Origin of the sequence: Levilactobacillus suantsaii (genome assembly GCF_014069315.1) — a bacterium.
GTDB lineage: Bacteria > Bacillota > Bacilli > Lactobacillales > Lactobacillaceae > Levilactobacillus > Levilactobacillus suantsaii.
The window spans coordinates 1408224-1429879 of sequence record NZ_CP059603.1 but is presented as its reverse complement, the minus strand read 5'-3'; the positions used below and the strand labels follow the sequence as shown (position 1 = coordinate 1429879).

Sequence of the window (21656 nt, the reverse complement as noted above, 5' to 3'; positions counted from 1 at the left end):
AGAAGGTCCCCCTTTCTATGCTTGTGGTTCTTCGCCGATAATCCGGACCTCGGTCTCAAGACGAACCTGGTCCCGTTGCCAAATGACTTGTTGAATATGGTGAATCAACTCTAAGTAGTCGGTCGCCGTGGCGTGATCGATGTTGACGATAAAGCCCGCATGCTTGGTCGATACCTGAGCACCACCCCATTTTAACCCCTGGAGGCCGGCTTCCTGAATCAATTGACCCGTGTAATGCCCTGTCGGCCGTTTGAAGACACTTCCGCAAGACGGTAAGTCTAGCGGTTGTTTGGCCGCGCGGCGGGCATTGAAGTCGTCCATTTGGGCCTGAATCTGGTCGCCGTTACCCGGCGTCAGACTGAAGGTCGCCGTCAAAACGATATCGTGATAATCCTGAATCGAACTGTGACGGTAACCAAAATCGAGTTCCGCTTGGTTCAAAGTTCGAACCTCACCTTCCGGAGTCAAAATCTCCGCGGAAGTTGCTACAGCCGCGATTTCGCCCCCGTAAGCCCCAGCGTTCATAAAGATGGCGCCACCAACACTGCCGGGAATCCCCGCAGCAAATTCAAGGCCGCTCAACTGATGCGCCTGGGCCACCTGGGTCACTTCGATCATCGCCGCACCCGCCGCCGCAGTTACCGTATGTGCCACGTCGTCGACCGTCACGGTCTTAAACTTCGTCAGGATCATCACTAATCCCCGGATACCGCCATCCCGGACGATCAGGTTGCTGGCATTGCCAATCACCGTCACGTCAAGGTCCAATTGATGAGCATAAGCCAATAATGACTTGGCCTCTTGCACGTTGGTCGGAAAGGCCAGGTAGTCGGCTGGACCCCCAGTCTTAGTGTGCGTGTAATCAGCCAGTGACGCGTGTTCTAAAATCTTAACTGCTGGAAATGCCGTTGCGATATCTTCCATGAGTAGTAATTTCCCTTCATCTTGAAAAGTTTAACCCGGTCAGTTTGCGCCCGACCGGCGGGGCGTCACCAGAACCTGCCAACCGCGATTACGGTGCAGTCGGTGTCAGTGCTAGCTTAATGATTCTCATACGGGTCGCTTCCCGGTTTCACATGCCTTCAAAGCGTGCAAAGACCTGCAAATAACTCCCATGGGTGGACTGACCGTGAGTTTTAGTAGCACTAAGTAACATTTTAGCATGAATTTTCACAAAACAACACGCAGAACCCCTGGAAGCCGGGAAAAGTCCTTTTTCTGGTATACTAGACGTATTCATGGAGGTGTGTTTGACGTGAAATTTATTTCTTGGAACGTCAATGGCTTACGGGCCATCGTTAAAAAGGACTTTATGGGCATCTTTAAAAATTTAGACGCTGACTTCTTTGGGATTCAAGAGACCAAGCTCCAAGCCGGTCAAATCGATTTGGACATCCCCGGCTATTACCAATACTGGAACTACGCTGAACGTAAGGGCTATTCTGGCACAGCACTCTTTACCAAACATAAGCCGTTGAACGTCCACTACGGTATCGATGCGCCCGACTTCGACCATGAGGGCCGGGCCATCACCCTCGAATACCCCGACTTTTACTTACTGACCTGTTACGTCCCCAATTCCGGCGCTAAGCTGAAACGGTTGGACTTCCGCATGGGCTGGGAAGACGCCTTTTTAGGCTACATCAATCGACTCAACGCCGACAAACCGGTCATCTTCTGTGGCGACCTCAACGTCGCCCACGAAAAGATCGACCTGAAGAACCCGCAATCTAACCACCATAACGCCGGATTCTCTGACGAGGAACGGGGAAAGTTTTCGACTCTGCTGGATGCCGGCTACGTGGACACTTTCCGCCACTTCTACCCGGACGCCACTGGTCGCTACTCTTGGTGGAGCTATCGGTTCCACGCCCGCGATACCAATGCCGGCTGGCGTATCGACTACTTCGTGACCAGCCAGCGCTTGCAAGATCAGCTCCAAGACGCTAAAATACTAGACCAGGTCATGGGATCCGACCATTGTCCGGTCGAACTCGACGTGGCCGATTTAACCGTCTAATCGTAGAAAGGAAGATGTCGTCGTGAACTTCGTTGCCATGGACTTTGAAACGGCTAACGCCAAGCGGTACAGTGCTTGTTCTTTGGCCCTGACCGTGGTCCGCAATAGCCAAGTCGTCGATGAATTTTATTCATTAATTAAACCGGATACTGATTTTTTCTGGCGCAATATCCAGATTCACGGCATCCACACCGCCGACGTCGCCAACGCCCCCACCTTTCCCGAAGTCTGGGAACACGTGGCGCCGTTCTTCCAACGCGACCGGTTGGTGATTGCCCACAACGCGCCTTTCGACAATGGCGTCTTGCGCAGCAGCCTCGAACATTACCGGTTACCAGCGGCGCGCTATTTGACCCTAGACACCGTCAAGACCAGCCGGAAGTTCTTCCCCGAATTTCCCAACCACAAGCTCGACACGGTCTGCAATCAACTCAGCATCGACTTACACCATCACCACAACGCCCTAGATGATAGCCTCGCTTGCGCGAATATCTTGCTGTATGAGGCCAACCACTTTGGGACCGAACCTTTGAAGTCGTTCATTAAGGTGACGGCGTAATAGCTAGCTTAACATTCAGTCTCTGAAATCAAAAAAGTCACGCTCAACTTCGACGAGTTAAGCGTGACTTTTTACTTATTTTAGGATTATCAAGGTAATTGACGGAATGTGTGGACGAGAACACCTCAACGCTAGCTTCAGCAGTTAGTCCGTGACGGCCAGTTCGTCAGCCAACGCACTCGTCGCGGCGATGCGGCCGAAGGTGAAGATATCGGCTAGTGAATTGCCACCGAGCCGGTTGCCGGCATGAATCCCCCCAGCCACTTCACCGGCCGCGTACAAGCCGTCGATGGCCGTGCCACCGGCCGTCAAGACATGGGCGCCGGTGTCGATCTTCAACCCACCCATGGTGTGGTGGGTCGCTGGTTTCCGTGGCGTAGCGTAGAACGGCGCGACCTTGACTTTCAGGTCAAAGGCGTTCTTGTGGAACTCTGGATCATCGCCAGCGTCGACATAGCTGTTGTAGTCGTGAACCGTCTTGACCAGCGTGTCCGGGTCAACCTTGATCTGACGCGCCAAATCTTCTAACGTATCGGCTCTAAACAACGTCCCCGCTTCAACTTGTTGGTCAATCTTCGCTTGCGTCGTGTTGTACGCGGTCTTCTTGATTTCATCATCGGCGAGGAGATAGAACAGACTACCGTTGTCGATGGCGGCCTGGGTGAGTTGGTCCCGACTGCCGTACTCGTTGACGAACCGCTTTCCCTGCTGGTTGATCATCACGTAGTTCTGCGGCGGCACTTGCAGGCCACTAAAGAGTTCACCGGTATCCGGGTCAGAAACGGGCATCATCTGCGAGAAGCCCATGCCAACCAAGTCGGCGCCCACAGCAGTCGCTAAGCGAATGCCGTCCCCGGTCATAGCCGGGGAGTTGGTGGTCTTGATGTCATCATCGATGTTAGTCCAGTACGTGTTGTACTGTTTCAACATCTTGGTGTTAGCCGCAAATCCACCGGAAGCTAAGATGACGGCTTGGGCGTGAACGGCTAATTCTTGGTGGTCAACGCCCTGGGCCTGAACGCCGACGACCCGGCCATTTTCGGTGGTCAGTTGCGTGACGTCCGTTTCGGTCATGATAGTGCCCCCATGACTGGTGACATATTGCTTAAGCGTCTTGATGTACGCAAAGCCCAGGTCGCCCATTGGCTTGTGACCGCGCCGCCAGATGGCACCGACCGGCATCGTGACCTGCGTCTTATCGAACTCGACGCCGATCTTTTCCAACCATTGTACGGATTCCAAGGCGTGGTCGGTCAATTCTTTGACCAAGTCGTATTGGCCGTAAATCTTATGGCCCTGTAAGTCGCGCCGCTTCCCGCCCAAATAAGTTTGGATGCGGTGGAGCAACTTCGAATCGAACAAGTAACCACGTTGATCCGTGTTCTCTTGCAAGTAATCGTTGATTTGGTCCTTCAAGGCCCGGAAGTCTGGGCGATATTCGGGATCGATAGTCGCTTCATCAATCTCCGTAATTTCCTTCAAGGTGTGTTTTTCACCCAGAATGGCGTCAAACTGGCGTTGCCAATCGGGGTCGGCCGCGTTCATCGGTCCCCCAGCCCGGACGGTGTTCCCACCGACTGCCGGGAATTTTTCTAAGACCAGCACGCGTTTGCCACTTTGGAGTATTTTAGCGGCGGCAGTCAGACCAGCCCCACCGGCACCTACAACGACCACGTCGGTATCGAGGTCTTTGATTGCCGGTTTAGCAGCGGCAGTTTGCTTCGGCCGCTTCTTCAAGATGTCGGGGTCAGCACCGGCTTGCTTAACCGCTTCAGCCACCCCATCAATGACGCCGTGACTGGTAATCGATGCTCCGGAGACGGCATCGACATCCAGCGTTTGCCCGTCAACGATTTGCTTGGGAATCCGTTCAAAGGCCACGTCGGCGATGCCTTCCGTTTCCGTGGACGTGTCAATCTGGATGTTCTCGATTCGGTCCTTCGATAAGGTAACCTGCATCGGGAGTTCCCCGTTGTGGCCGGTCGCCGTCACGTCATAGGTCCCGGGTTGATAGTTAATCTCATCGGGCACGTTCATGGCTTCGACCACCTTAGTGAACTTCATGAACTTCTTAAAGCAACTGGTCAAGAAGTCGACCGTGCCGCTAGATTTCAAGTTACCCTGTTCGTCAAACGCAGTGTGAGCGCGACCCAGTAAGAATTCTGAGCCGGGCATGACGTTAGCGCCGACGCCGGGGGCATCTAAGACTTGGCGCAGATGCAGTTGCACACGGGAAGAGCCTTGGACACTGTAAGAGGCCCCAACGATCATCACTGGTTTGCCATCTAACGGGTGGGCCTTAAAGGACAACCATTCCAAGAGACTCTTCAACGCGGAAGGCAACGAGTGGTTATGTTCGGGCGTTGCCACGATGACCCCGTCAGCCGCCGTAATCTTTTGGATGAAGTTTTGGATGACCGGACTGTCCGTTTGGTCTTGCGATTCGTTAAACATCGGGACGTCGGTCAGTTCTAAGATTTCAATTTCCGCTTGGTCTTGAAAATGAGTCTGCATGTACGTCAGTAACTGACGGTTATATGACTTACGGGCGTTGGTGCCCACGATTCCGATAAATTTCATAGTTTACTCCTTTCCAGCTGTGAGTTGACTCCAGGAAAACTGACGGGTCTCCTCAAAGAACTTGTTTTGCGGTGTGATTTTTTGCATCAACGTGACAAATTCAGTGAAGGCTTGAAAATCCTTGTCCAATTCCTGCGCCTTCGCTTGATCGACCAGGTCCCCCTGTTCGTCAAAGGCTTGTAACGAGTGGCCCAACATGTATTCGACGTTGGGCATGACCAGCGCTTTTAATTCGGGCGCTTCTAAAATCTGGCGTAAATGCGCCTGGGCACGAGAAGTTCCTAAAGACCCATACGATGCACCGACGACCATCACGGGTTTGTTGATCAACGGCCGCGTGGTATAGGACAACCATTCGATGGCGCTCTTCAAAACGGCCGGAATAGAGTGGTCATATTCGGGGGTCGCAAAAATGACCCCGTCCGCGTGTTCGATCTGGTCCGCCAACTGCTGTACGGCAGCTGGCGCGTCCCGTTGTTCTGGTTCATTAAAGGCTGGTAAATCAGCGATTTCACAAATTTCTAATTCCGCAGTTGACGCAAAATGGCGTTGCATATACTGTAACAACTGCCGGTTGGTCGATTTCACGGCGTTAGTGCCGACAATTCCAACTAATTTCAAGATTCAACGTCCTTTCTAGGTGTTCACTCACATCTGCTACACATTTTGATAATAAAAAGGTTATTATTAAGGGACCGGGGCGGATGAGATTCGGTAAAAAACGCCCCAGTTCTACAAATGCTAGTTTACGAGTAACTGCTTAGTTTGTGAAATATTTATTTATCTATTGTCCCATAGCAATTTTGTTATCAAGGAGGAATTCGTATGCCCAAAGCAGACCCCTTTCGGATGCGGCGCTTCTTAGACGTCCTGCTCAAACACGGCAACTTTACCCGGGCAGCCAAAGATCTTTACATCTCGCAACCCTACCTTACGCAAACGATTCAAAACGCCGAAACCGAACTCGGCGTTGCCATCATCAACCGGGCCACGAGCCCCATTAGATTGACTGCCGCCGGGCGGATTTATTACCAATACCTAACCACGTTAGAGAACGAACAAGCTCAGTTTCATAAACGGCTGAGTCAATACACGGCCCCCGCCAAGCAAGTCATCCGGGTAGGCATCCTGTCCAGCTTAGGCTACTACCTATTGCCACTGATTTTGCCAGACTTTTTACAGGTGCATCCCACGGTCAAAATCGACCTGACTGAAGACATCTCCGAACGCAACGAGCAACGCTTATTACACCACGACTTAGATTTTCTGATTGGTCAAGATCCCCAAACCATCGCGGCTGGCTTGACGGTCCACGACCGCGGCCATGACGGGTACTACGCCATCATTCCGCACACGTCTGCCCTATACCAGCCACATCAGGCTTACATCAACCCCCACTCACTTTCAATGGACCAACTTCTGCAGGCGCCACTGGTCTTATCGCCGCAGGGATCGTCGATTCGGCGGCAAGTCGATTACCTGTTGCAAAAATTCCACGTTGACCCGCACATCGTGGTCGAAAGCAGCAATACTTTGACCGTCCAAAAACTGGCGCAACGGGGGCTGGGCGTGACCTTTCTGCCGGACAGCGTCACCGTTACGCCGGATAGTGCGCACTACAACCTCTATCCGTTACCCCAAGACCTGGTCTCACTAACTTACTTCATCGCCTCTCCAGCCGGAAAAGAATTAACGACTCCAGAAAAGGATTTTGTGACCCTCTTTTTGACGAACCTCGAGGCCAGTCTGGCGGACCCCTCTTCGCGCTAAGACACGTCACACGAAGAACTGGACGGTGAGTCCGCTAAAATGCGCGAACTCACCGTCCAGAAAACAGTTGACTATCATATGTTTAATTTTAGACCGGCGTCATTACTTGGCGCCTTTTTTAGTGGGCTCCTTTTGCTCGCGGTGTTCGGCGATATTGCAGCCATCGGGACCACAAACGGCACTCGCGTCCGCGTCGCCTAGCGATTTAAAATTCGGTGTCGTCGATTGTTTTTCAGTCATTTTAATCGACCTCCTCAGCCAAGACCTGTCGCAAGGCACTTACCATGGTGTCGTAGGGTTGCGCACCGGAAATGCCATACTTGTCGTTCAACACGAAGAACGGAGCACCCTGAATCCCCAGCTGTTGAGCTTCGGCCTCATCACGGCGAACGTCTTGTGCATACTTGTCACTTGCTAACACGTCATCAACCGCCGCTGCGGGTAAACCAGCATCCACGACCGCACGCCGTAAAACGGTATGGTCTGCGATAGACGCGCCTTCGCTAAAGTAAACGTGGTATAACGCGGTGATCACTTGCTCCGTCACAACCGCATCACCTGACGCCTGAGCCAACTTGATCAATCGGTGAGCATCCATGGTGTTCGTTGGGATAGCGTGAGCTAAATCAATCGTCAACCCATCGCCAGCGCCCATTTGCTCAATCTGGGCCATTTGTGCCTGTGCCTGGTCGACCGTCATGCCGTGACCGCCAGCAAAGTTGTCGGTCATCGTCTTCGTGGTCGTCGTCGGTAAGGTCGGATCCAGTTGAAACGCCTTGAACTCCAAGGGCGTCTCGTCAGCAATGCCTAATTCCTTGATGGCGCGCTTCATGCGCGTCGACCCAATATAACAAAACGGACAAGCAATATCGGACCAGTACTTAATTTTCATGTTGCGCCTCCTATTCAATTACTTAGTTGAATAGATTCAGTTTAACAGTTTGCTCTAATTTGTCAATTCACCGGCCTATCCTGTCACAGCCACCTGCCAATCATAATAACTCGCATGCAGGCTGTAGGCCTGACGTCCCCGTTGGCGTAGCCACTGCGTCGCTTGATTCGTGAGACTACAAAGTGGCCCCCGACAATACACAATCAATTCCTGATCAGCTGGAATCTCAGTCAGGCGGTCGCTAAGTTCATCGACGGGGATATTATAGGCCCCGTCAATATGTCCCACCTGAAATTCCTCCGCTGGGCGAACATCCAAGAGTTGCACGTCATCGCGGTCCATCAGTTTCAGGGCCGTCGACAAATCTAACGTTTGGATGCGTTTAACCGTATCATCGTGGCGTTGAATGGTCTGCATGGTGGGCAACTGGGCCTCCCCCACGTCACGTAACAAGTAGAAAAGCTGTTCGACCTGGGCGGACGCCAAACAATAAATGGCGTAATTGCCCCGCTGAACACGGCCCACCAAATTGGCCTCCCGCAACGCCTGGAGGTGCCGCGACGTGTTGGCAATGCTCATTCCGGTTTGCTGCGCTAAGGTCGCCACTGTTTTGGGACTTTGGGCTAATAAATCCATGATCTCTAAACGCCGGTCGCTCGCCAAACTTTTGCCAATCTTCGCCAGTTCCCGATACAGCTGCGCATGCTGGCCTGCTGCCATATCATCAGACTCCTTTCCGTGTCGTTGACTGCTATTAATCAACGATTTAATTGAATAGCTTTATTTTACTGTCTTGTCCGCGTTTGTCAACTTTCGGGCCACGCTAAAAGAACCTGGGAGACTTCCCCCCAGGTTCTACGCTAATTTTTCACCATGCTAGGCTTATTGCAACGGGTAAACCATTTCAACGGCCGTAACTTGTTCACCGTCGTCATCGGTCACCGTTTGCTCAGCCGTTTGGGTCCGTTGAAAGCCCATCTTTTGGTAGAGCTTCATGGCCGCCACGTTGCGCGTTTGCACCAACAGTCCCACTGCTTCTAAGGTACTGGCCGTTTCTGCCCAATACAGGGCTTCATCGACCATCGCCGTGCCAATCCCTTGGCGCTAATAAGCCTTTTCGATGGCAATCCCCAACTCACCCACGTTGCCTTGTGGGGTGGGCGCAATCGACAACACCCCGATCAAGCGGTCACCAAGACTGGCGACCAACAACAAGTGGGTCGGACTCTGATTGATCTGTTCTAACTGATCGGCTTCTTGCACAACGCTGATCGGGTCGTCAGCGTCTGCCAACGTAAACGTGTCACTTTCTCGCTGCAATTGCGTGAGTAACCGCAAAAGTTGCGCAGCGTCAGTGGCTTCTGGTAGCCGAATGGCGACTTCTTCACTCATGACATGAAGCCTGTAATTGGGCGACCAACTGGTCAAAGTGGTCCCCGTGCGGCTCAAAGCTCAACGTCCGCTGATTTTCCCCGGCTGCGTCGTCACGCTTAAAGATAATCCGCAAATAATGTTCTGGCAATTCGTCGGCGATAAACTTGGACCATTCGACCACGTTAACGCCATCGCCATTGAAGTATTCCTCTAAGCCCAATTCATCCCCACTGCCATCTTCCAAGCGGTAGACGTCCATATGATATAACGGTAACCGCCCGTCTTGGTACTCGCGGATGATGGTAAACGTCGGACTCTTGACGTTCCGTTTAATGCCCAGGCCCGCCGCTAATCCCTTGGTAAAGGTCGTTTTACCGGCACCCAGGTCTCCATCTAGTAAAATGACATCCTTGGCACGTAGGCCGGGCGCGAGTTGCTGCCCGATTGCCATGGTCATCTCTGGACTTGTGACCGTCATTTTTAACATTTTGCCAACCCCTTCACCGTTAAATTTATTACTGCCCAAATAATACCCGGATTACGGCTAAAGCGCAATCCGGGTATCGGGTTAATTAACTAAGTCTCAAATCGAACCCCTAAAGGGCTTGAGCCGCCGTGATGATGGCAACCTTGTAAACATCCTCTTCGTTGCAACCCCGTGACAAATCGGAAACGGGTTTGTTCAGGCCTTGCAAAATCGGCCCGATAGCTTCGAAACCGCCGAAGCGTTGGGCAATCTTGTAGCCGATGTTCCCGGACTGAAGTTCTGGGAAGACGAAGACGTTGGCGTGCCCCGCCACGCTAGAATCGGGCGCCTTTAACGCCGCAACGTCGGGCACCATGGCGGCGTCGAATTGCAACTCGCCGTCGAGCGCTAAATCGGGAGCGGCTTCGTGGGCCAACTTAGTCGCTTCTTGGACCTTAGTGACCATGTCACCCTTAGCTGAACCCTTGGTGGAGAAGCTCAGCAAAGCGACTTTCGGGTCAATATCGAAGACCTTCGCCGTGTGGGCGCTTTCGACCGCCACTTCGGCCATCCCAGCCGCATCTAGTTCGATATTGATGGCACAATCCGCAAAGACGACCCGCTGGTCCCCTTTTTGCATGATGAAGGCGCCACTGATTCGGCGCACGCCTTCCTTAGTTTTAATGATTTGTAAGGCGGGCCGGACCGTGTCCCCGGTGGCGTGAATCGCCCCAGAAACCATTCCGTCGGCTTGGCCCATGTAGACCATCATGGTCCCCACGTAATTCGGGTCTTTGAGCATTTCTTGTGCCTGTTCTGGGGTGTTCTTCCCCTTCCGCCGCACCACTAACGCGTCCAGCATCGCCTTGGCCTGGTCGGCTGGCAAATTGGCTGGGTCTAATAACGTGAGCTGGCTAGTATCGATGTTGTGGGCTTGGGCCGTTTTATCAATTTCAGTTGGACTCCCCAACACGATGGCTTGAATCAAGCCATCCTTGACTAAGCGACTAGCTGCGCCCAGGATCCGCTGATCGGCACCCTCGGGGAAAACGATGGTTTTATGTTGTCCGTTAATCTTTTGTTTCAGACTATCAAAAAGTTCCATAGGTGAAGACCTCCATAAAATATCCGACGAATCAATTCTCTTCTTGCTTACGCCTGATTAGCCTGTGAAGCGTCATCGACACTGACCGTCTCCGGCAGTTGCCAATCGATGGGCGTTTCCCCTAATGATGTGAGTGCGATGTTGGTTTTGGAAAATGGCTTGGAGCCGAAGAAGCCCCGGTTAGCCGACAAGGGACTAGGATGGGCCGATTGCAAGACGATGTTGGTCTGGGTATCGATCAACTCAATCTTGTTACGTGCGGCCCGCCCCCACAAAATGAAGACGACGGGTTCCGGTCGCTCGGACAACTTACGAATTGCCGCGTCGGTCAGCCGTTCCCAGCCGTGACCCTTATGGGAAAAGGCAGCGCCGTCGCGGACCGTTAGGACTGAGTTCAACAATAAGACGCCCTGGTCGGCCCATTTCTTGAGGTACCCGTGGTTCACGGGCGTACACCCCACGTCAGTCTGTAATTCCTTATAGATATTAAGTAACGACGGTGGAATCTTGGTTCCCGGCAGCACGGAGAAGCTACACCCATGTGCCTGCCCCGGGTTGTGGTACGGATCCTGGCCCAAGATGACCACCTTGACCTTGCTAAACGGGGTCCATTCGAACGCCGTGAAAATATGGTACATGTCCGGATCGATCCGGTAATGCTGATATTCCGTCACCAGAAACTGCCGCAGGTTTTGATAATAATCCTGCTTAAACTCTGGTTCTAAGACCGGCCACCAGTCATTGTGAATAAACGGTTTCATTGCCAACACCTCAGGTCTCATTTTATCATACTGGCTAACGAAATGATATTCTCGAACGCGAAGTCGAAAACATGGTAAAATAAGACAAATACCCGTTACTCGACGCCACTCCCAATTTAAACTGGTCGGCGCCTTAACGGCAGATTATTTTATCTTGTTGGAGGTGCCCCATGCGTCAATTGTATCTCAATCAGACGGCCCTTTCCGCCCGTGCGACCACGGTGATTCGGGACGCCCAGAACCAATCGTGTTACCTACTCGTCGGCAAATGGGGACTCCGTGCTGACGTCTTGACGGTCTATCTCATCAACGGCTCACTCGAAGCCGAAGTCAAACAGGACTCCTTGGGGTTGTTACCCCGGTTTCGCTTGTTATACCGCCGCCAACCGGTCGGTCGGGTCAGCAAGACCTTCGGCGTTATTCGCGAAGTCCTCTTTGTTCGTGGCCTTAACTGGGTAATTATGGGCAATCTAAACAACGGTCGTTTCCGGATTTTTCACGGTCGCGACCTGATTGCCAACATTACCCGGGTCTCCCCGGATGGTTTGACCATGTCCCTCGAAGTCGATCAGACCGACCACGAGGCACTGGTCGTCTGTCTAGCCGCCATCCTCGACCGCTGGGCTAAGCGCCAGCAAAAGGTCCCGGGGCTGGTAAAGAACCGGGGCTGGGCGCCCGGCTTTTCCTCAGAAATCGCCCCCTTTACGACTCAAATCAAAAAATCGCGTTAACCGTCGGCTGGCGGTTAACGCGATTTTTAGTAAATTAGTAATGTTTCATTACCCGAGCAATCTGCCGGTCTTGTTCCCGTCGTTTCAGAGACTCACGCTTATCATACTCGTGTTTCCCATGAGCGACACCAATCAAGACCTTCGCAAAACCGTGCTTAAGGTATACCTTCAGTGGAATCAAGGTGACCCCCTTATCCTGCGTGGCTAACCCTAAGCGCCGAATCTGCTTCTTATGCAGCAACAACTTTCGGTTGCGTAGCGGATCATGGTTGAACTGGTTGCCTTGAACGTACTCACTGATGTGGACGTTCATCAACCAAGCCTCACCATTGCGAATCTGGGCGAACCCATCTTGCAAGTTGATTCGCCGTTCCCGCATCGATTTAATCTCGGTCCCGGTCAGGACCAAGCCGGCTTCAACGGTCTCGGTAACGGTATAATCATGCCGGGCCTTCCGGTTTTGTGCCAGTTGGTTGTCCGGTGTTTTTTTCGGTTTACGTTTAGCCAAGTGTGTTCACCTCGCTTAATGTTGACTCCCGCGGTTGGCGGAACGGTGTTGGCCGCCCTGGTGGTTCCGGTTACGGTTGCCATTCTGGTTACGGTGTTCCGTCGACCGGTTCGTGGTGTTGGACCGGTGCGGGTTATTCCGGTTGCGGTTGCCATTACGATGGTTGCGGTTATTGCCGTTTCCATTACGGCCACCGTTACCGTGCTGGTTGTTGTTCCGGTTATTGCCGAAACGACCCCCACGGGAGCGATGTTCCCGGTGCGGCAACAAGTCACTGACCGGCGCCTTTTCCGGATTCAACAATTCGAAGTCGATTTCACTTTGTTCCTTATCAACGTGAATGACCTTGACCCGAATTGGTTGGCCAATCCGGTACGTCCGCCGCGTGTTACGGCCGACTAAGGCCAAGTACTTTTCCACGTATTCGTAGTAATCGTCCTTCATCCGACTGATGTGGATCAGGCCTTCGATAGTGTTTGGCAGTTCAACGAACATCCCAAACTTCATCACGGAGCTGACCACGGCGTCGAATTCTTCGCCCACGTGGTCGGCCATGTATTCGGCCATCTTCATATCTTTGGTGTCGCGTTCGGCATCGACGGCCCGGCGTTCCATCTCGGACGTATGCGTCCCGATTTCTTCCAGAACGGGGGCAAATTGTTCCTTCGAAGCCGCGTTGATCCCGTGATCTGCGTAGTAGTGAATCATCCGGTGCACCATGGTATCAGGGTACCGCCGAATTGGGGAGGTAAAGTGAGTGTAGAACTGTGCACCCAAGCCAAAGTGACCTAAGGACTGGTCACTGTACCGGGCCTGCTTCAAGCTCCGTAACATCATGACCGAGACCATGGCCTCTTCTGGCTTACCAGCGACTTGCTTCAAGACGCCTTGCATCATCTTTGGCCGCAAGTGGTTCGGGTCACCCTTGACGTTAATCCCAAAGGCCGTTAAGAATTCGAAGAAGCTACGTACCCGGTCGCCATCTGGCGTTTCGTGGACCCGATATAAGAACGGGACCTTGGCGCGGAAGTAGTGTTCCGCAACCGTTTCGTTAGCAGCCAGCATGAAGGATTCAATCATCCGTTCAGCTAAACCTCGAGTCCGTAACTTCACGTCAATCGCGTGGCCCTTGTCGTCCACGATGATTTCGGCTTCGCGATCATCAAAGTCAATGGCGCCCCGGTTCTTCCGGTGCTTGAGTAAGATACGGTGTAAATCACCCATCGTTTCAAACATCGGCACTAAGTCCTTGTACCGATCCATGGTGACCTCATCGTGGGCTTCCAAGATTTGGTTAACGGCCGTGTAGGTCATCCGTGCCTTAGAGCGCATCACGGACGGGTGAATGCGGTGCTTGACCACGTTCCCGTCATGGTCGATTTCCATTTCACAGCTCATGCATAACCGCAACTCGCCTTCGTTCAACGAGCAGATGCCGTTTGACAGGCGCCGCGGTAACATTGGAATGACCCGGTCAGTCAGGTAAACGGAAGTGCCCCGTTTATAGGCTTCCTTATCAATCAACGACCCTGGCGTGACGTAATGGGACACGTCGGCGATGTGGACCCCTAAATGGTAGTTTCCGTTGGGTAACTGCCAAGCAGTCACGGCATCGTCCAAGTCCTTGGAGGACTCGCCATCGATGGTGACCAGGTTCTGGTTCGTGACGTCTTCACGGCCGGTCATTTCCTCGGGCAAGACGTGGTCCGGAATATCATCGGCGGCCTGTAAAACGTCCTCCGGGAAGTCCGCGGGGATGTTGTGTTGGTACACAATCTGTAAAATATCGATACCGGGATCATCGACACTCCCGATGACCTGCTTGGCAATCCCAACCATGGCGTCCGGATGAGCGTCGTTCGGGTATTCCGTGATTTCGGCCGTGACCACTTCGCCCGGCGTCGGCTTCAAGCCAACATCGGTCACATAGAACTTGTACTTCAATAACTTCTTGTCCGTCAAACTCACTTGACCCACGTAGCCGGCATCGTCGTCGGTCTGGAGGAATTCTCCCACGACCTGTTCGTAATGCCGTTCCACGATCTCCACGACCTTACCTTCGGGGCCCTTGCCCGTCCGGGGATCGCCGGCGCGAATCAACTCGATGTTGACCGTGTCGCCGTTTAAAGCGCGCATGGTGTTATCGGGCGCAATATAGGCGTCGGGTTCGACCTTGTTTTCGTCGTACGCCACGAAGCCAAAGCCCTTGTCGTTACCGTGAAAAATCCCGGTTAAAATCTTTTGACTGGGGTCCAACTGAAAATGGCCCCGGTCCGTCACCTGAACTAAGCCATCGCGTTCGAGCTGCGCGAGCTCTTGGACGATAAGCTTAAAGGCTGCCGAACCGTGGTAATGCAGGGCATCCGAAATGCCCTCAACGGTGTATGTCTGATCCGCGTGTGCGCGGAAGAATGCTGTAATATCTGTTTTTAAATTATCTTGCACTATAAATTCCTCGTTATTTTTCAAAGATTGGGTGTAAAAACGCTAAGAGATCCGTTTCGAGCGCGTGGTGGGCCGAATTAACGGTCAGCACGTGACCCGCACCGGCATACTCGTGATAATCAACTTGAGACGCGGGATAAGCGTCCGCGAGCCACTGCCCCGAACGCGGATCAATCATCTGATCCGCCGTTCCCTGAGCAATGAACACGGGTTGCTGAATATCTCGCAAACGGGTGGCTGTGGTATCCGCAAAGGCCTGAATGGCCGTTAATTGGGCTGTCAAGTGGTCTTTGAGCCACGCCACCTTTTGTTCTTGGGCTGGTCCCAGAATGTTCTGCGCCCGGTAGGTGGCACGCGCCATCTCGATGAAGGTCGTCGGCACGTGTGTCTGTCCCCGGAAGATGACCGGTGACGCGAACGTGCCGCCCCCCACCAATTGCGGGTCTTCTAGTAAGGCGCGGGTGGCAAAGAGCCCCCCTAAAGACAACCCAAAGATGGCGATTTTCTGGTACCCCCGTTCTCGTAAGAACGCAATTGCCGCTTGTGTGTCTTGCCACCATTTCTGCGGGGAACCGTCCCGTAAAATATCAACGGGATCCCCCGTGGCATGACCGGTAAAGATTGGCGCGAGAACGGTATATTGTTTACTTTCTAGTTTCCGGGCTAGCAAGCGCATGTCGTTAGAGCTACCCGAATAAGCGTGTAATAAAATTACTGCGTGAGGACCCTGCTCAAAAAAGAGCGGGGTTGGTTTTCGAATCATGTCAAACCACCGCTTTCCACTATCGAAGATTGATTCAGACCGCTGCCGGTCTTTAAAAGCGACCAGACAGATTTAACTAAAAAGCCCCCTGTTAATAAACCGGACAGGAGGCTTAAATCTCTAGTGTGAAGATAGATATACTAAAGCCAGTGCCAATGCGAAAAAGACGAGACCTAAGACGACCGTCACCTTTTGCATAAAGGCTTCAAACCCTCGCGGCTTTTGCTTGGAGAAGAGGTCATCGGCACCCCCGGAGAGGGCGGATAACGCATCATTCGTCTTAGCAGGCTGCATCATAACCGCAATGATAATTAAAACACTGACAATTAAAATACAGGTCATTAAAAAATTATACACAAATTTGCCTCCTACCTACCGAATAGGTCTAACTATACTCCCCTTAATCTATCATAATCGGCCGCTTTTTACCAGCCCTAGCCCTTTCATTCGGGTAAATACCCGGCTGGGTGATCCATGCGACGCATCTGTTGGCGCACGTACGCCCGATTATGCTGATAAGTCAAAATAATCAGGGTATCCCCCGACCGGATCAACGTGTCGCCATGAGGAATCACCTGGCGTTCCCCGCGTTGGACACCCACCAGTAACGACCCCAAAGGCCATTTCAGATCCCGTACTTGGCATTCGACCAGTGCAGAATCTTCCCCAATGGGGTACTCCACTCTATCCGACAAAACGTGCGCGTCTGGGTCAGCTGGCGTCACCATTTGTTCCAATAATGCTTCGTAGATGGGGGCACCACCCAAGAGATCGACGGTGATGTAGGCCACGATAGCCACTACCGCCAGTGGCAAGAGATGTTGCAGGCTCTCGACCATTTCGGTAATCAGTAAAATCGCCGTGAATGGCGCCTTGGAGATTCCGGCGAAGTACCCCGCCATCGCGTAGATAATAAAGTTTGCGATAAAACCGGCAGGCAACCACCCCAAAGCCACGAAGCTTTGCGCCCCGATGGCACCAAGCAACGCCCCTAACGTTAAGATGGGTAAAAAAATACCGCCCGGGAGTCCCGAACTATAACTAATCATGGAAAAGACTAATCGTAAAACGAAGTACCCAATTAGGGGGACTAATAACGGTGTGGTCTGGGCGAAATCCACAATCATTTGGTTACCGCCACCCAGTGATTCCGGCCAGAACAATCCGATGGGAATCACTAACAGGAAGGGCACAATCCCGTTGAGGTGGGCTGGTAACCAGGTTAGCTTGGCATAGACCTTGCCCCCGCGCAACGTCCCCTGCTGGTACACGTAGCCCAGCAGGCCCAAGCCAACGCCCAAAATAAGTAATAAGCCATAATACTTCAACGGAAGCGCCCGTTGATAGGCAATGTGTAAGACCGGTGTCAGGCCGAAGACCTCGCTCGATACGAAATCGGCGACCACGGCACTGGTCAGCGACGTGATCCAAACCAACGTCGAAAAGCTATGATAAACCTCTTCCAGGACGAATAACGTGGAGGCGATTGGGGCGTTGAACGCCGCAGACAACCCCGCGGCCGCCCCACCGGCAATCATTAGCCGACGTCGGCGACCGTTAAAGTTCAATCGTTCGGCGAGCCCCTGGGCAACCGTACCACCTAATTGAATCGATGGTCCTTCCCGTCCTAGAAATAAGCCCGCACCAATCCCTAAATACCGCCAACAAATTTCTTCCACAAAACTGGCCGCCAAGGATAATCTAAGTCTCCCGCCAGTTGACCTTCAATTTGAGGTATCCCAGACCCCTTGATCATGCCGGTTTGCTTGACCAAATGACCGACAAATACGGCCACTAAGACCAACAAAATAGCCCAGGGGAGCACCCAGATGGGGTGTCCCCCGAGCCAGCCATAGATGACCCGCATCAGTTTGAGGAGTTGTTCAATGCTTAAGCGAAACGCACTCACGACGATGCCGGCGCCGATTCCCACCAGAATCCCGAACCAGATAGCCTGGACCCGGGTAAAATCGTGGTGCGTTGTCTGTTGCGATTGTTGCATGCTACGAGTTCCTCCTCTAAATTTTGTCTACGCTCCAGTGTAGCACAAAATTAACGATGGCCCGTAAACTTCCGGCGAAAAATCATACCGCCACTCAAAATGAGGCCGAACAAGCCCCAACCTGAGAAGCTTCCAGTCGGCGTTGGCTCCCCCCGTTTGCGGTAGCTTGACGCGTGCGTGAGGGGCGTGGTTGATTGCAGAGCGAGACGTTTGCCGGTCAACTGCAATCCGTTGCGTCCGCTTTAGCGTTTGAACACGTCGGTGTCCGGGTCGTTCAGGTCGGTCCTTAAATTGGGCCACGGTCGTTGGTAAGTCAAGGCCTTGCAACTGGTCGTGGTGGTCCTCAGTTAAAGTCGTATGGGACGTTACTGGCCTAGTTTGAGCCCTTTTTAGTGATACTTTAGTCGGTTGTGTTGGGAGAAACCAATTTACCACGCCAGGTTGTTTATGCGTCACCTGTGGTACTTTTTTTACTGGTGTTGGGCGCACCTGCACCCGCAATGGTTTAGTTTCTTGAACTTCTGACTGAGGCAGCTTACTTGTCACTGGCTTCGATTGTACCGGTGGGATTGGGCCTACTGGCGGTGTTGGCGCCATCGGCTTTGGGTGAGACTGTAAAGACGGTTGCAACTGCGTTGGTAGCGTTACTGATGGGATTACCATTGGTTTAGATTGTGGTTGTGGAACTGATGTCACCACCTGTGAAGATTCTGGCTCACTAGTTGATGGCGTGGTAGCTGGTTGCTGCTCCGTTGGTCTGTGTATAGACTTAGGAACGACGTAAATCGTCATATCATTTTTCTTTTTAGTAATTCTTCGTTCACTATCGACCTTATTCGCAAAAGTATATCCTTTAGGCAGTTGATAATCCGGAACCCCTCCGACTGTAACCCACTGTAAGGATATCTTTTGATTGGGATCTACTTCTTTATTTTTATGACTAATATCAACGTAAAAAATAGTTCCAGATGCCTTGCTACCTCTATATGTAACTGTGTATTCCACCTGAGAAGACTGTGCTTTCTCGTTATTTTCACGACTATAACCATAGCCTTTTCCATCATAGATATCTCCAAGTCCTGGAACCAATTCATTTTCCATAACAGGAACATCATGTTTGGTCTTCAATTCTTTTCTTAAATATTCGGTATCCTTTCCGTTTTTGTATTCAAGCAAGTAATGTATCGTTACCTTAAGCTTATTATTTTCCGCGGCTTTAGCGCACCCCACGGACCCACTCCAACTACCACTCAAAACGGTGATCCCCACGATGACGGCCAACTGTTGCCATTTCTTCATTGGTTATCCCTCCCTTTCACAGGAAGGGTCCGGTAACCATGACTCCATTTTTTCCAACAAAGTCATTTTAAAATTGGGGCCACAAAAAATCGCGCCTTCCCCTCAAAGGGAAAAGCGCGATCAGAACGTAATTTAATTAAAATTACTTGTTGACGATGGCTTCCCGAGCAGCTTCGTCCAAGTTGTAGAAGGAGTGAATCCCCTTGTATTCGGACGTCTTGCCCAAGTTGTCTTCGATCCGCATCAATTGGTTGTACTTCGCGATCCGTTCGCCACGGCTCATGGAACCAGTCTTGATTTGGCCAGCGTTTAAGGCTACAACCAAGTCAGAGATGGTCGTGTCTTCAGTTTCACCAGAACGGTGAGAGATAACGGCCGTGTAACCAGCTTGCTTAGCCATTTCAACGGCTTCAACGGTTTCCGTCAAAGTCCCGATTTGGTTCAGCTTGATTAAGATGGAGTTGGCAACGCCCATCTTGATACCCTTAGCCAAGTAGTCCGTGTTGGTAACGAACAAGTCATCACCGACAACTTGGACCTTCTTGCCTAAGCGCTTCGTGGCCATCTGCCAGTCTTCCCATTCGTTTTCATCCAATGGGTCTTCGATGGAAACAACTGGGTACTTGTCAACGATACCTTCCAGCAAGGTGACAAATTCGTCAGCAGAGTAGCTCTTGCCGTCACCCTTAAGTTCGTACTTCTTGGTGTCAGCGTTGTAGAATTCGGAAGCGGCACAGTCAAAGGCAATGGCAACGTCCTTACCAGGAACGTAGCCGGCTTGCTTGATGGCCTTGACCAAGATTTCGAATGGTTCTTCGTTGTTCTTCAAGTCAGGGGCGAAACCACCTTCGTCACCAACGGCGGTGGAGTAGCCTTCGTCGTTTAAGATTGACTTCAAGTTGTGGAACGTTTCGGAACCCATCCGAATAGCTTCCTTAACACTCTTGGCACCGACAGGCATGATCATGAATTCTTGGAAGTCGACCTTGTTGTTGGCGTGCTTCCCACCGTTGATGACGTTCATCATTGGCGTTGGCAAAACATGACCATTGAAGCCGCCCAAGTAGTTGTATAACGGCATTTCTAATTCGTCAGCAGCAGCCCGTGCAGCAGCTAAGGAGACACCCAAAATGGCGTTGGCACCTAACTTGCCCTTGTTTGGCGTACCATCCAAGTCGATCATGGCTTGGTCGATACCGCGTTGGTCGGTAACGTCGTAGCCAACGATTTCCTTAGCAATCAGCTTGTTAACGTTGTCAACGGCCTTGGTAACACCCTTGCCCATGAAGCGGCTCTTGTCGCCATCACGAAGTTCAACGGCTTCGTGTTCACCAGTGGAGGCACCAGAAGGAACGATCCCCCGGCCCATAGCACCAGCTTCGGTGTAGAGTTCAACTTCAACAGTTGGGTTACCACGAGAGTCTAAGACTTCGCGTGCGTAAATATCAGTAATCAGTGACATTGTATTCTCTCCTTATGAAAGTTTGACTTCACGGGAACAAAACACCCATCCCACGTTTCATTCTATAAGTTTAACTTTGAACTTTCAATTATATTTTGTTAGTTTTACAAATTTTGGTAGTTTGCGAGCTGAATAAATGACTCTTCGGGCAAACTGGACCCGCCGGCGAGCACCCCGTCGATATTATCCCGGGCCATTAACCCGGAAATATTGTCGGGCTTGACACTACCGCCATATAGGATTCGTACCCCGTTGGCCAAATCATCCGAGTAAATATCAGCAATGGTTTGACGAATCAGATAGCAGCCTTCTTCGGCCTGGTCGGAAGACGCCCGTGAGCCACTGCCAATCGCCCAGCTGGGTTCGTAAGCGATGACCATGCGCGCAGCATCTTCGGCTGGGACTCCCTTGAGGGCCGCGCTGACTTGGTTGACCACCCAATGAATCTTCTCGCCGGAACTCTGACGGCCCATGGTTTCATCACAGCAAATGATGGGTGTCATGCCATTACGAAAGACCGCGTGGACCTTCCGGTTGATGACGTCATCGGTCTCGTTGAAGTACCGCCGGCGTTCCGAGTGGCCCACGATGACGTAGGGAATCGCTATTTGGCGTAACGCCTTGGGGCTAATTTCCCCCGTATAGGCTCCTTCATCTTCATAGTAGCAGGTCTCCGCCGCAATCCGTAAGACTTGATCGACGTTGGCTTCTAGCATCGTCTCCAAGAACAATGCCGGTGCCGCAATCGCCGTTTCCACCTTATCGGGCGCCGGGAGTTTTCCCTGGACCGCCGTGACAAACGCGCGGGCCTCCGCGACCGACTTATTCATTTTCCAGTTTCCTGCAATCAGTGGTATCCGCATCTCTGTCGCCCCTTTACCTAAAATCACTTATGCTCTACATCTTACCGGACTTCCCA

Annotated in this window: 22 protein-coding genes and 1 pseudogene; 4 read left to right on the top strand and 19 right to left on the bottom strand. The window is 52.1% G+C overall.

The genetic code is table 11. The features are described 5' to 3' along the window. Positions 1-15: 15 nt before the first annotated feature. The gene (murB, locus tag H3M12_RS06615) at positions 16-924 is read right to left on the bottom strand and encodes a UDP-N-acetylmuramate dehydrogenase (protein WP_129031111.1); all 909 of its coding nucleotides are present in this window, start codon (positions 922-924) and stop codon (positions 16-18) included. Positions 925-1255: 331 nt separating this feature from the next. On the opposite strand from murB, the gene H3M12_RS06610 reads away from it, so the two are divergent. Both H3M12_RS06610 and H3M12_RS06605 read left to right on the top strand, forming a co-directional pair. Then, positions 1256-2020, top strand: coding sequence for an exodeoxyribonuclease III (locus tag H3M12_RS06610; RefSeq protein ID WP_129031112.1), 765 nt, complete (start codon positions 1256-1258; stop codon positions 2018-2020). Positions 2021-2042: 22 nt separating this feature from the next. Then, positions 2043-2579 (top strand): 3'-5' exonuclease, encoded by a 537-nt coding sequence (locus H3M12_RS06605; protein ID WP_129031113.1) that lies wholly within the window; start codon positions 2043-2045, stop codon positions 2577-2579. Between the two features lie 144 nt (positions 2580-2723). On the opposite strand, the gene H3M12_RS06600 is transcribed toward H3M12_RS06605, so the two are convergent. Together H3M12_RS06600 and H3M12_RS06595 are read right to left on the bottom strand one after the other, a co-directional pair. Beyond that, complete coding sequence (locus H3M12_RS06600) at positions 2724-5159, bottom strand: flavocytochrome c (protein WP_182150530.1); 2436 nt, start codon at positions 5157-5159, stop codon at positions 2724-2726. 3 nt (positions 5160-5162) lie between these two features. Then, positions 5163-5780 (bottom strand): NADPH-dependent FMN reductase, encoded by a 618-nt coding sequence (locus H3M12_RS06595; protein WP_129031115.1) that lies wholly within the window; start codon positions 5778-5780, stop codon positions 5163-5165. 204 nt (positions 5781-5984) lie between these two features. Here H3M12_RS06595 and H3M12_RS06590 point away from each other — a divergent pair, with 204 nt between their 5' ends. Then, entirely contained in the window at positions 5985-6929 is a 945-nt protein-coding gene (locus tag H3M12_RS06590) for a LysR family transcriptional regulator (RefSeq protein ID WP_182150529.1), read from the top strand. Between the two features lie 102 nt (positions 6930-7031). Here the strand turns inward: H3M12_RS06590 and H3M12_RS06585 are convergent, their stop codons facing one another. The 8 genes from H3M12_RS06585 to H3M12_RS06555 form a co-directional block, all read right to left on the bottom strand. Further along, complete coding sequence (locus H3M12_RS06585) at positions 7032-7169, bottom strand: hypothetical protein (RefSeq protein WP_170954912.1); 138 nt, start codon at positions 7167-7169, stop codon at positions 7032-7034. A 1-nt stretch (position 7170) separates the two neighbouring features. Then, positions 7171-7821 carry a DsbA family oxidoreductase gene (locus tag H3M12_RS06580; protein ID WP_129031117.1) on the bottom strand — a complete coding sequence of 217 codons (651 nt, stop codon included), beginning with the start codon at positions 7819-7821 and terminating at the stop codon, positions 7171-7173. A 75-nt stretch (positions 7822-7896) separates the two neighbouring features. After that, positions 7897-8541 carry an ArsR/SmtB family transcription factor gene (locus H3M12_RS06575; RefSeq protein ID WP_129031118.1) on the bottom strand — a complete coding sequence of 215 codons (645 nt, stop codon included), beginning with the start codon at positions 8539-8541 and terminating at the stop codon, positions 7897-7899. A 162-nt stretch (positions 8542-8703) separates the two neighbouring features. Next, the gene (locus H3M12_RS12885; protein WP_233449140.1) at positions 8704-8904 is read right to left on the bottom strand and encodes an N-acetyltransferase; all 201 of its coding nucleotides are present in this window, start codon (positions 8902-8904) and stop codon (positions 8704-8706) included. Positions 8905-8925: 21 nt separating this feature from the next. Continuing rightward, a complete protein-coding gene (locus H3M12_RS12880) occupies positions 8926-9213 on the bottom strand; it encodes a hypothetical protein (protein WP_225423462.1) in 288 nt (95 codons plus the stop codon). Next, positions 9206-9682, bottom strand: a complete 477-nt coding sequence (gene tsaE / locus H3M12_RS06565) for a tRNA (adenosine(37)-N6)-threonylcarbamoyltransferase complex ATPase subunit type 1 TsaE (RefSeq protein ID WP_129031119.1) — start codon at positions 9680-9682, stop codon at positions 9206-9208. Before tsaE ends, H3M12_RS12880 begins: the two co-directional genes overlap by 8 nt. A gap of 109 nt (positions 9683-9791) precedes the next feature. After that, on the bottom strand, positions 9792-10766 hold the full coding sequence (gene pta / locus H3M12_RS06560) for a phosphate acetyltransferase (RefSeq protein WP_129031120.1): 975 nt from the start codon (positions 10764-10766) through the stop codon (positions 9792-9794). Between the two features lie 47 nt (positions 10767-10813). After that, positions 10814-11527, bottom strand: coding sequence for a uracil-DNA glycosylase (locus H3M12_RS06555; RefSeq protein ID WP_129031121.1), 714 nt, complete (start codon positions 11525-11527; stop codon positions 10814-10816). 170 nt (positions 11528-11697) lie between these two features. Here H3M12_RS06555 and H3M12_RS06550 point away from each other — a divergent pair, with 170 nt between their 5' ends. Then, positions 11698-12258 carry an LURP-one-related/scramblase family protein gene (locus tag H3M12_RS06550; RefSeq protein ID WP_129031122.1) on the top strand — a complete coding sequence of 187 codons (561 nt, stop codon included), beginning with the start codon at positions 11698-11700 and terminating at the stop codon, positions 12256-12258. Positions 12259-12292: 34 nt separating this feature from the next. Here the strand turns inward: H3M12_RS06550 and smpB are convergent, their stop codons facing one another. From smpB to tpiA, 8 genes and pseudogenes are all read right to left on the bottom strand, one after another. Further along, positions 12293-12766, bottom strand: coding sequence for an SsrA-binding protein SmpB (gene smpB / locus H3M12_RS06545; protein ID WP_182150528.1), 474 nt, complete (start codon positions 12764-12766; stop codon positions 12293-12295). 15 nt (positions 12767-12781) lie between these two features. After that, positions 12782-15211 carry a ribonuclease R gene (gene rnr, locus H3M12_RS06540; protein WP_182150527.1) on the bottom strand — a complete coding sequence of 810 codons (2430 nt, stop codon included), beginning with the start codon at positions 15209-15211 and terminating at the stop codon, positions 12782-12784. A 13-nt stretch (positions 15212-15224) separates the two neighbouring features. Then, positions 15225-15974 (bottom strand): alpha/beta hydrolase, encoded by a 750-nt coding sequence (locus tag H3M12_RS06535; RefSeq protein ID WP_129031125.1) that lies wholly within the window; start codon positions 15972-15974, stop codon positions 15225-15227. 120 nt (positions 15975-16094) lie between these two features. Then, a complete protein-coding gene (secG, locus tag H3M12_RS06530) occupies positions 16095-16331 on the bottom strand; it encodes a preprotein translocase subunit SecG (RefSeq protein ID WP_129031126.1) in 237 nt (78 codons plus the stop codon). A gap of 86 nt (positions 16332-16417) precedes the next feature. Beyond that, positions 16418-17976, bottom strand: a pseudogene (locus tag H3M12_RS06525) (chloride channel protein). A gap of 27 nt (positions 17977-18003) precedes the next feature. Continuing rightward, positions 18004-19275, bottom strand: coding sequence for a hypothetical protein (locus tag H3M12_RS06520; RefSeq protein WP_129031128.1), 1272 nt, complete (start codon positions 19273-19275; stop codon positions 18004-18006). Between the two features lie 142 nt (positions 19276-19417). Then, the gene (eno, locus tag H3M12_RS06515) at positions 19418-20737 is read right to left on the bottom strand and encodes a phosphopyruvate hydratase (protein ID WP_129031129.1); all 1320 of its coding nucleotides are present in this window, start codon (positions 20735-20737) and stop codon (positions 19418-19420) included. Positions 20738-20841: 104 nt separating this feature from the next. After that, complete coding sequence (gene tpiA, locus H3M12_RS06510) at positions 20842-21600, bottom strand: triose-phosphate isomerase (protein WP_129031130.1); 759 nt, start codon at positions 21598-21600, stop codon at positions 20842-20844. Between the last annotated feature and the right edge of the window lie 56 nt (positions 21601-21656).

Excerpts from the sequence above, each read along its gene's own strand:
- murB (WP_129031111.1), bottom strand. The coding sequence starts at position 924 with ATGGAAGATATCGCAACGGCATTTCCAGCAGTTAAGATTTTAGAACAC.
- H3M12_RS06600 (WP_182150530.1), bottom strand. The coding sequence starts at position 5,159 with ATGAAATTTATCGGAATCGTGGGCACCAACGCCCGTAAGTCATATAAC.
- H3M12_RS06590 (WP_182150529.1), top strand. The coding sequence starts at position 5,985 with ATGCCCAAAGCAGACCCCTTTCGGATGCGGCGCTTCTTAGACGTCCTG.
- H3M12_RS06585 (WP_170954912.1), bottom strand. The coding sequence starts at position 7,169 with ATGACTGAAAAACAATCGACGACACCGAATTTTAAATCGCTAGGCGAC.
- H3M12_RS06580 (WP_129031117.1), bottom strand. The coding sequence starts at position 7,821 with ATGAAAATTAAGTACTGGTCCGATATTGCTTGTCCGTTTTGTTATATT.
- H3M12_RS06575 (WP_129031118.1), bottom strand. The coding sequence starts at position 8,541 with ATGGCAGCAGGCCAGCATGCGCAGCTGTATCGGGAACTGGCGAAGATT.
- H3M12_RS12885 (WP_233449140.1), bottom strand. The coding sequence starts at position 8,904 with ATGGTCGATGAAGCCCTGTATTGGGCAGAAACGGCCAGTACCTTAGAA.
- H3M12_RS12880 (WP_225423462.1), bottom strand. The coding sequence starts at position 9,213 with ATGAGTGAAGAAGTCGCCATTCGGCTACCAGAAGCCACTGACGCTGCG.
- tsaE (WP_129031119.1), bottom strand. The coding sequence starts at position 9,682 with ATGTTAAAAATGACGGTCACAAGTCCAGAGATGACCATGGCAATCGGG.
- pta (WP_129031120.1), bottom strand. The coding sequence starts at position 10,766 with ATGGAACTTTTTGATAGTCTGAAACAAAAGATTAACGGACAACATAAA.
- H3M12_RS06555 (WP_129031121.1), bottom strand. The coding sequence starts at position 11,527 with ATGAAACCGTTTATTCACAATGACTGGTGGCCGGTCTTAGAACCAGAG.
- H3M12_RS06550 (WP_129031122.1), top strand. The coding sequence starts at position 11,698 with ATGCGTCAATTGTATCTCAATCAGACGGCCCTTTCCGCCCGTGCGACC.
- H3M12_RS06535 (WP_129031125.1), bottom strand. The coding sequence starts at position 15,974 with ATGATTCGAAAACCAACCCCGCTCTTTTTTGAGCAGGGTCCTCACGCA.
- H3M12_RS06520 (WP_129031128.1), bottom strand. The coding sequence starts at position 19,275 with ATGAAGAAATGGCAACAGTTGGCCGTCATCGTGGGGATCACCGTTTTG.
- eno (WP_129031129.1), bottom strand. The coding sequence starts at position 20,737 with ATGTCACTGATTACTGATATTTACGCACGCGAAGTCTTAGACTCTCGT.
- tpiA (WP_129031130.1), bottom strand. The coding sequence starts at position 21,600 with ATGCGGATACCACTGATTGCAGGAAACTGGAAAATGAATAAGTCGGTC.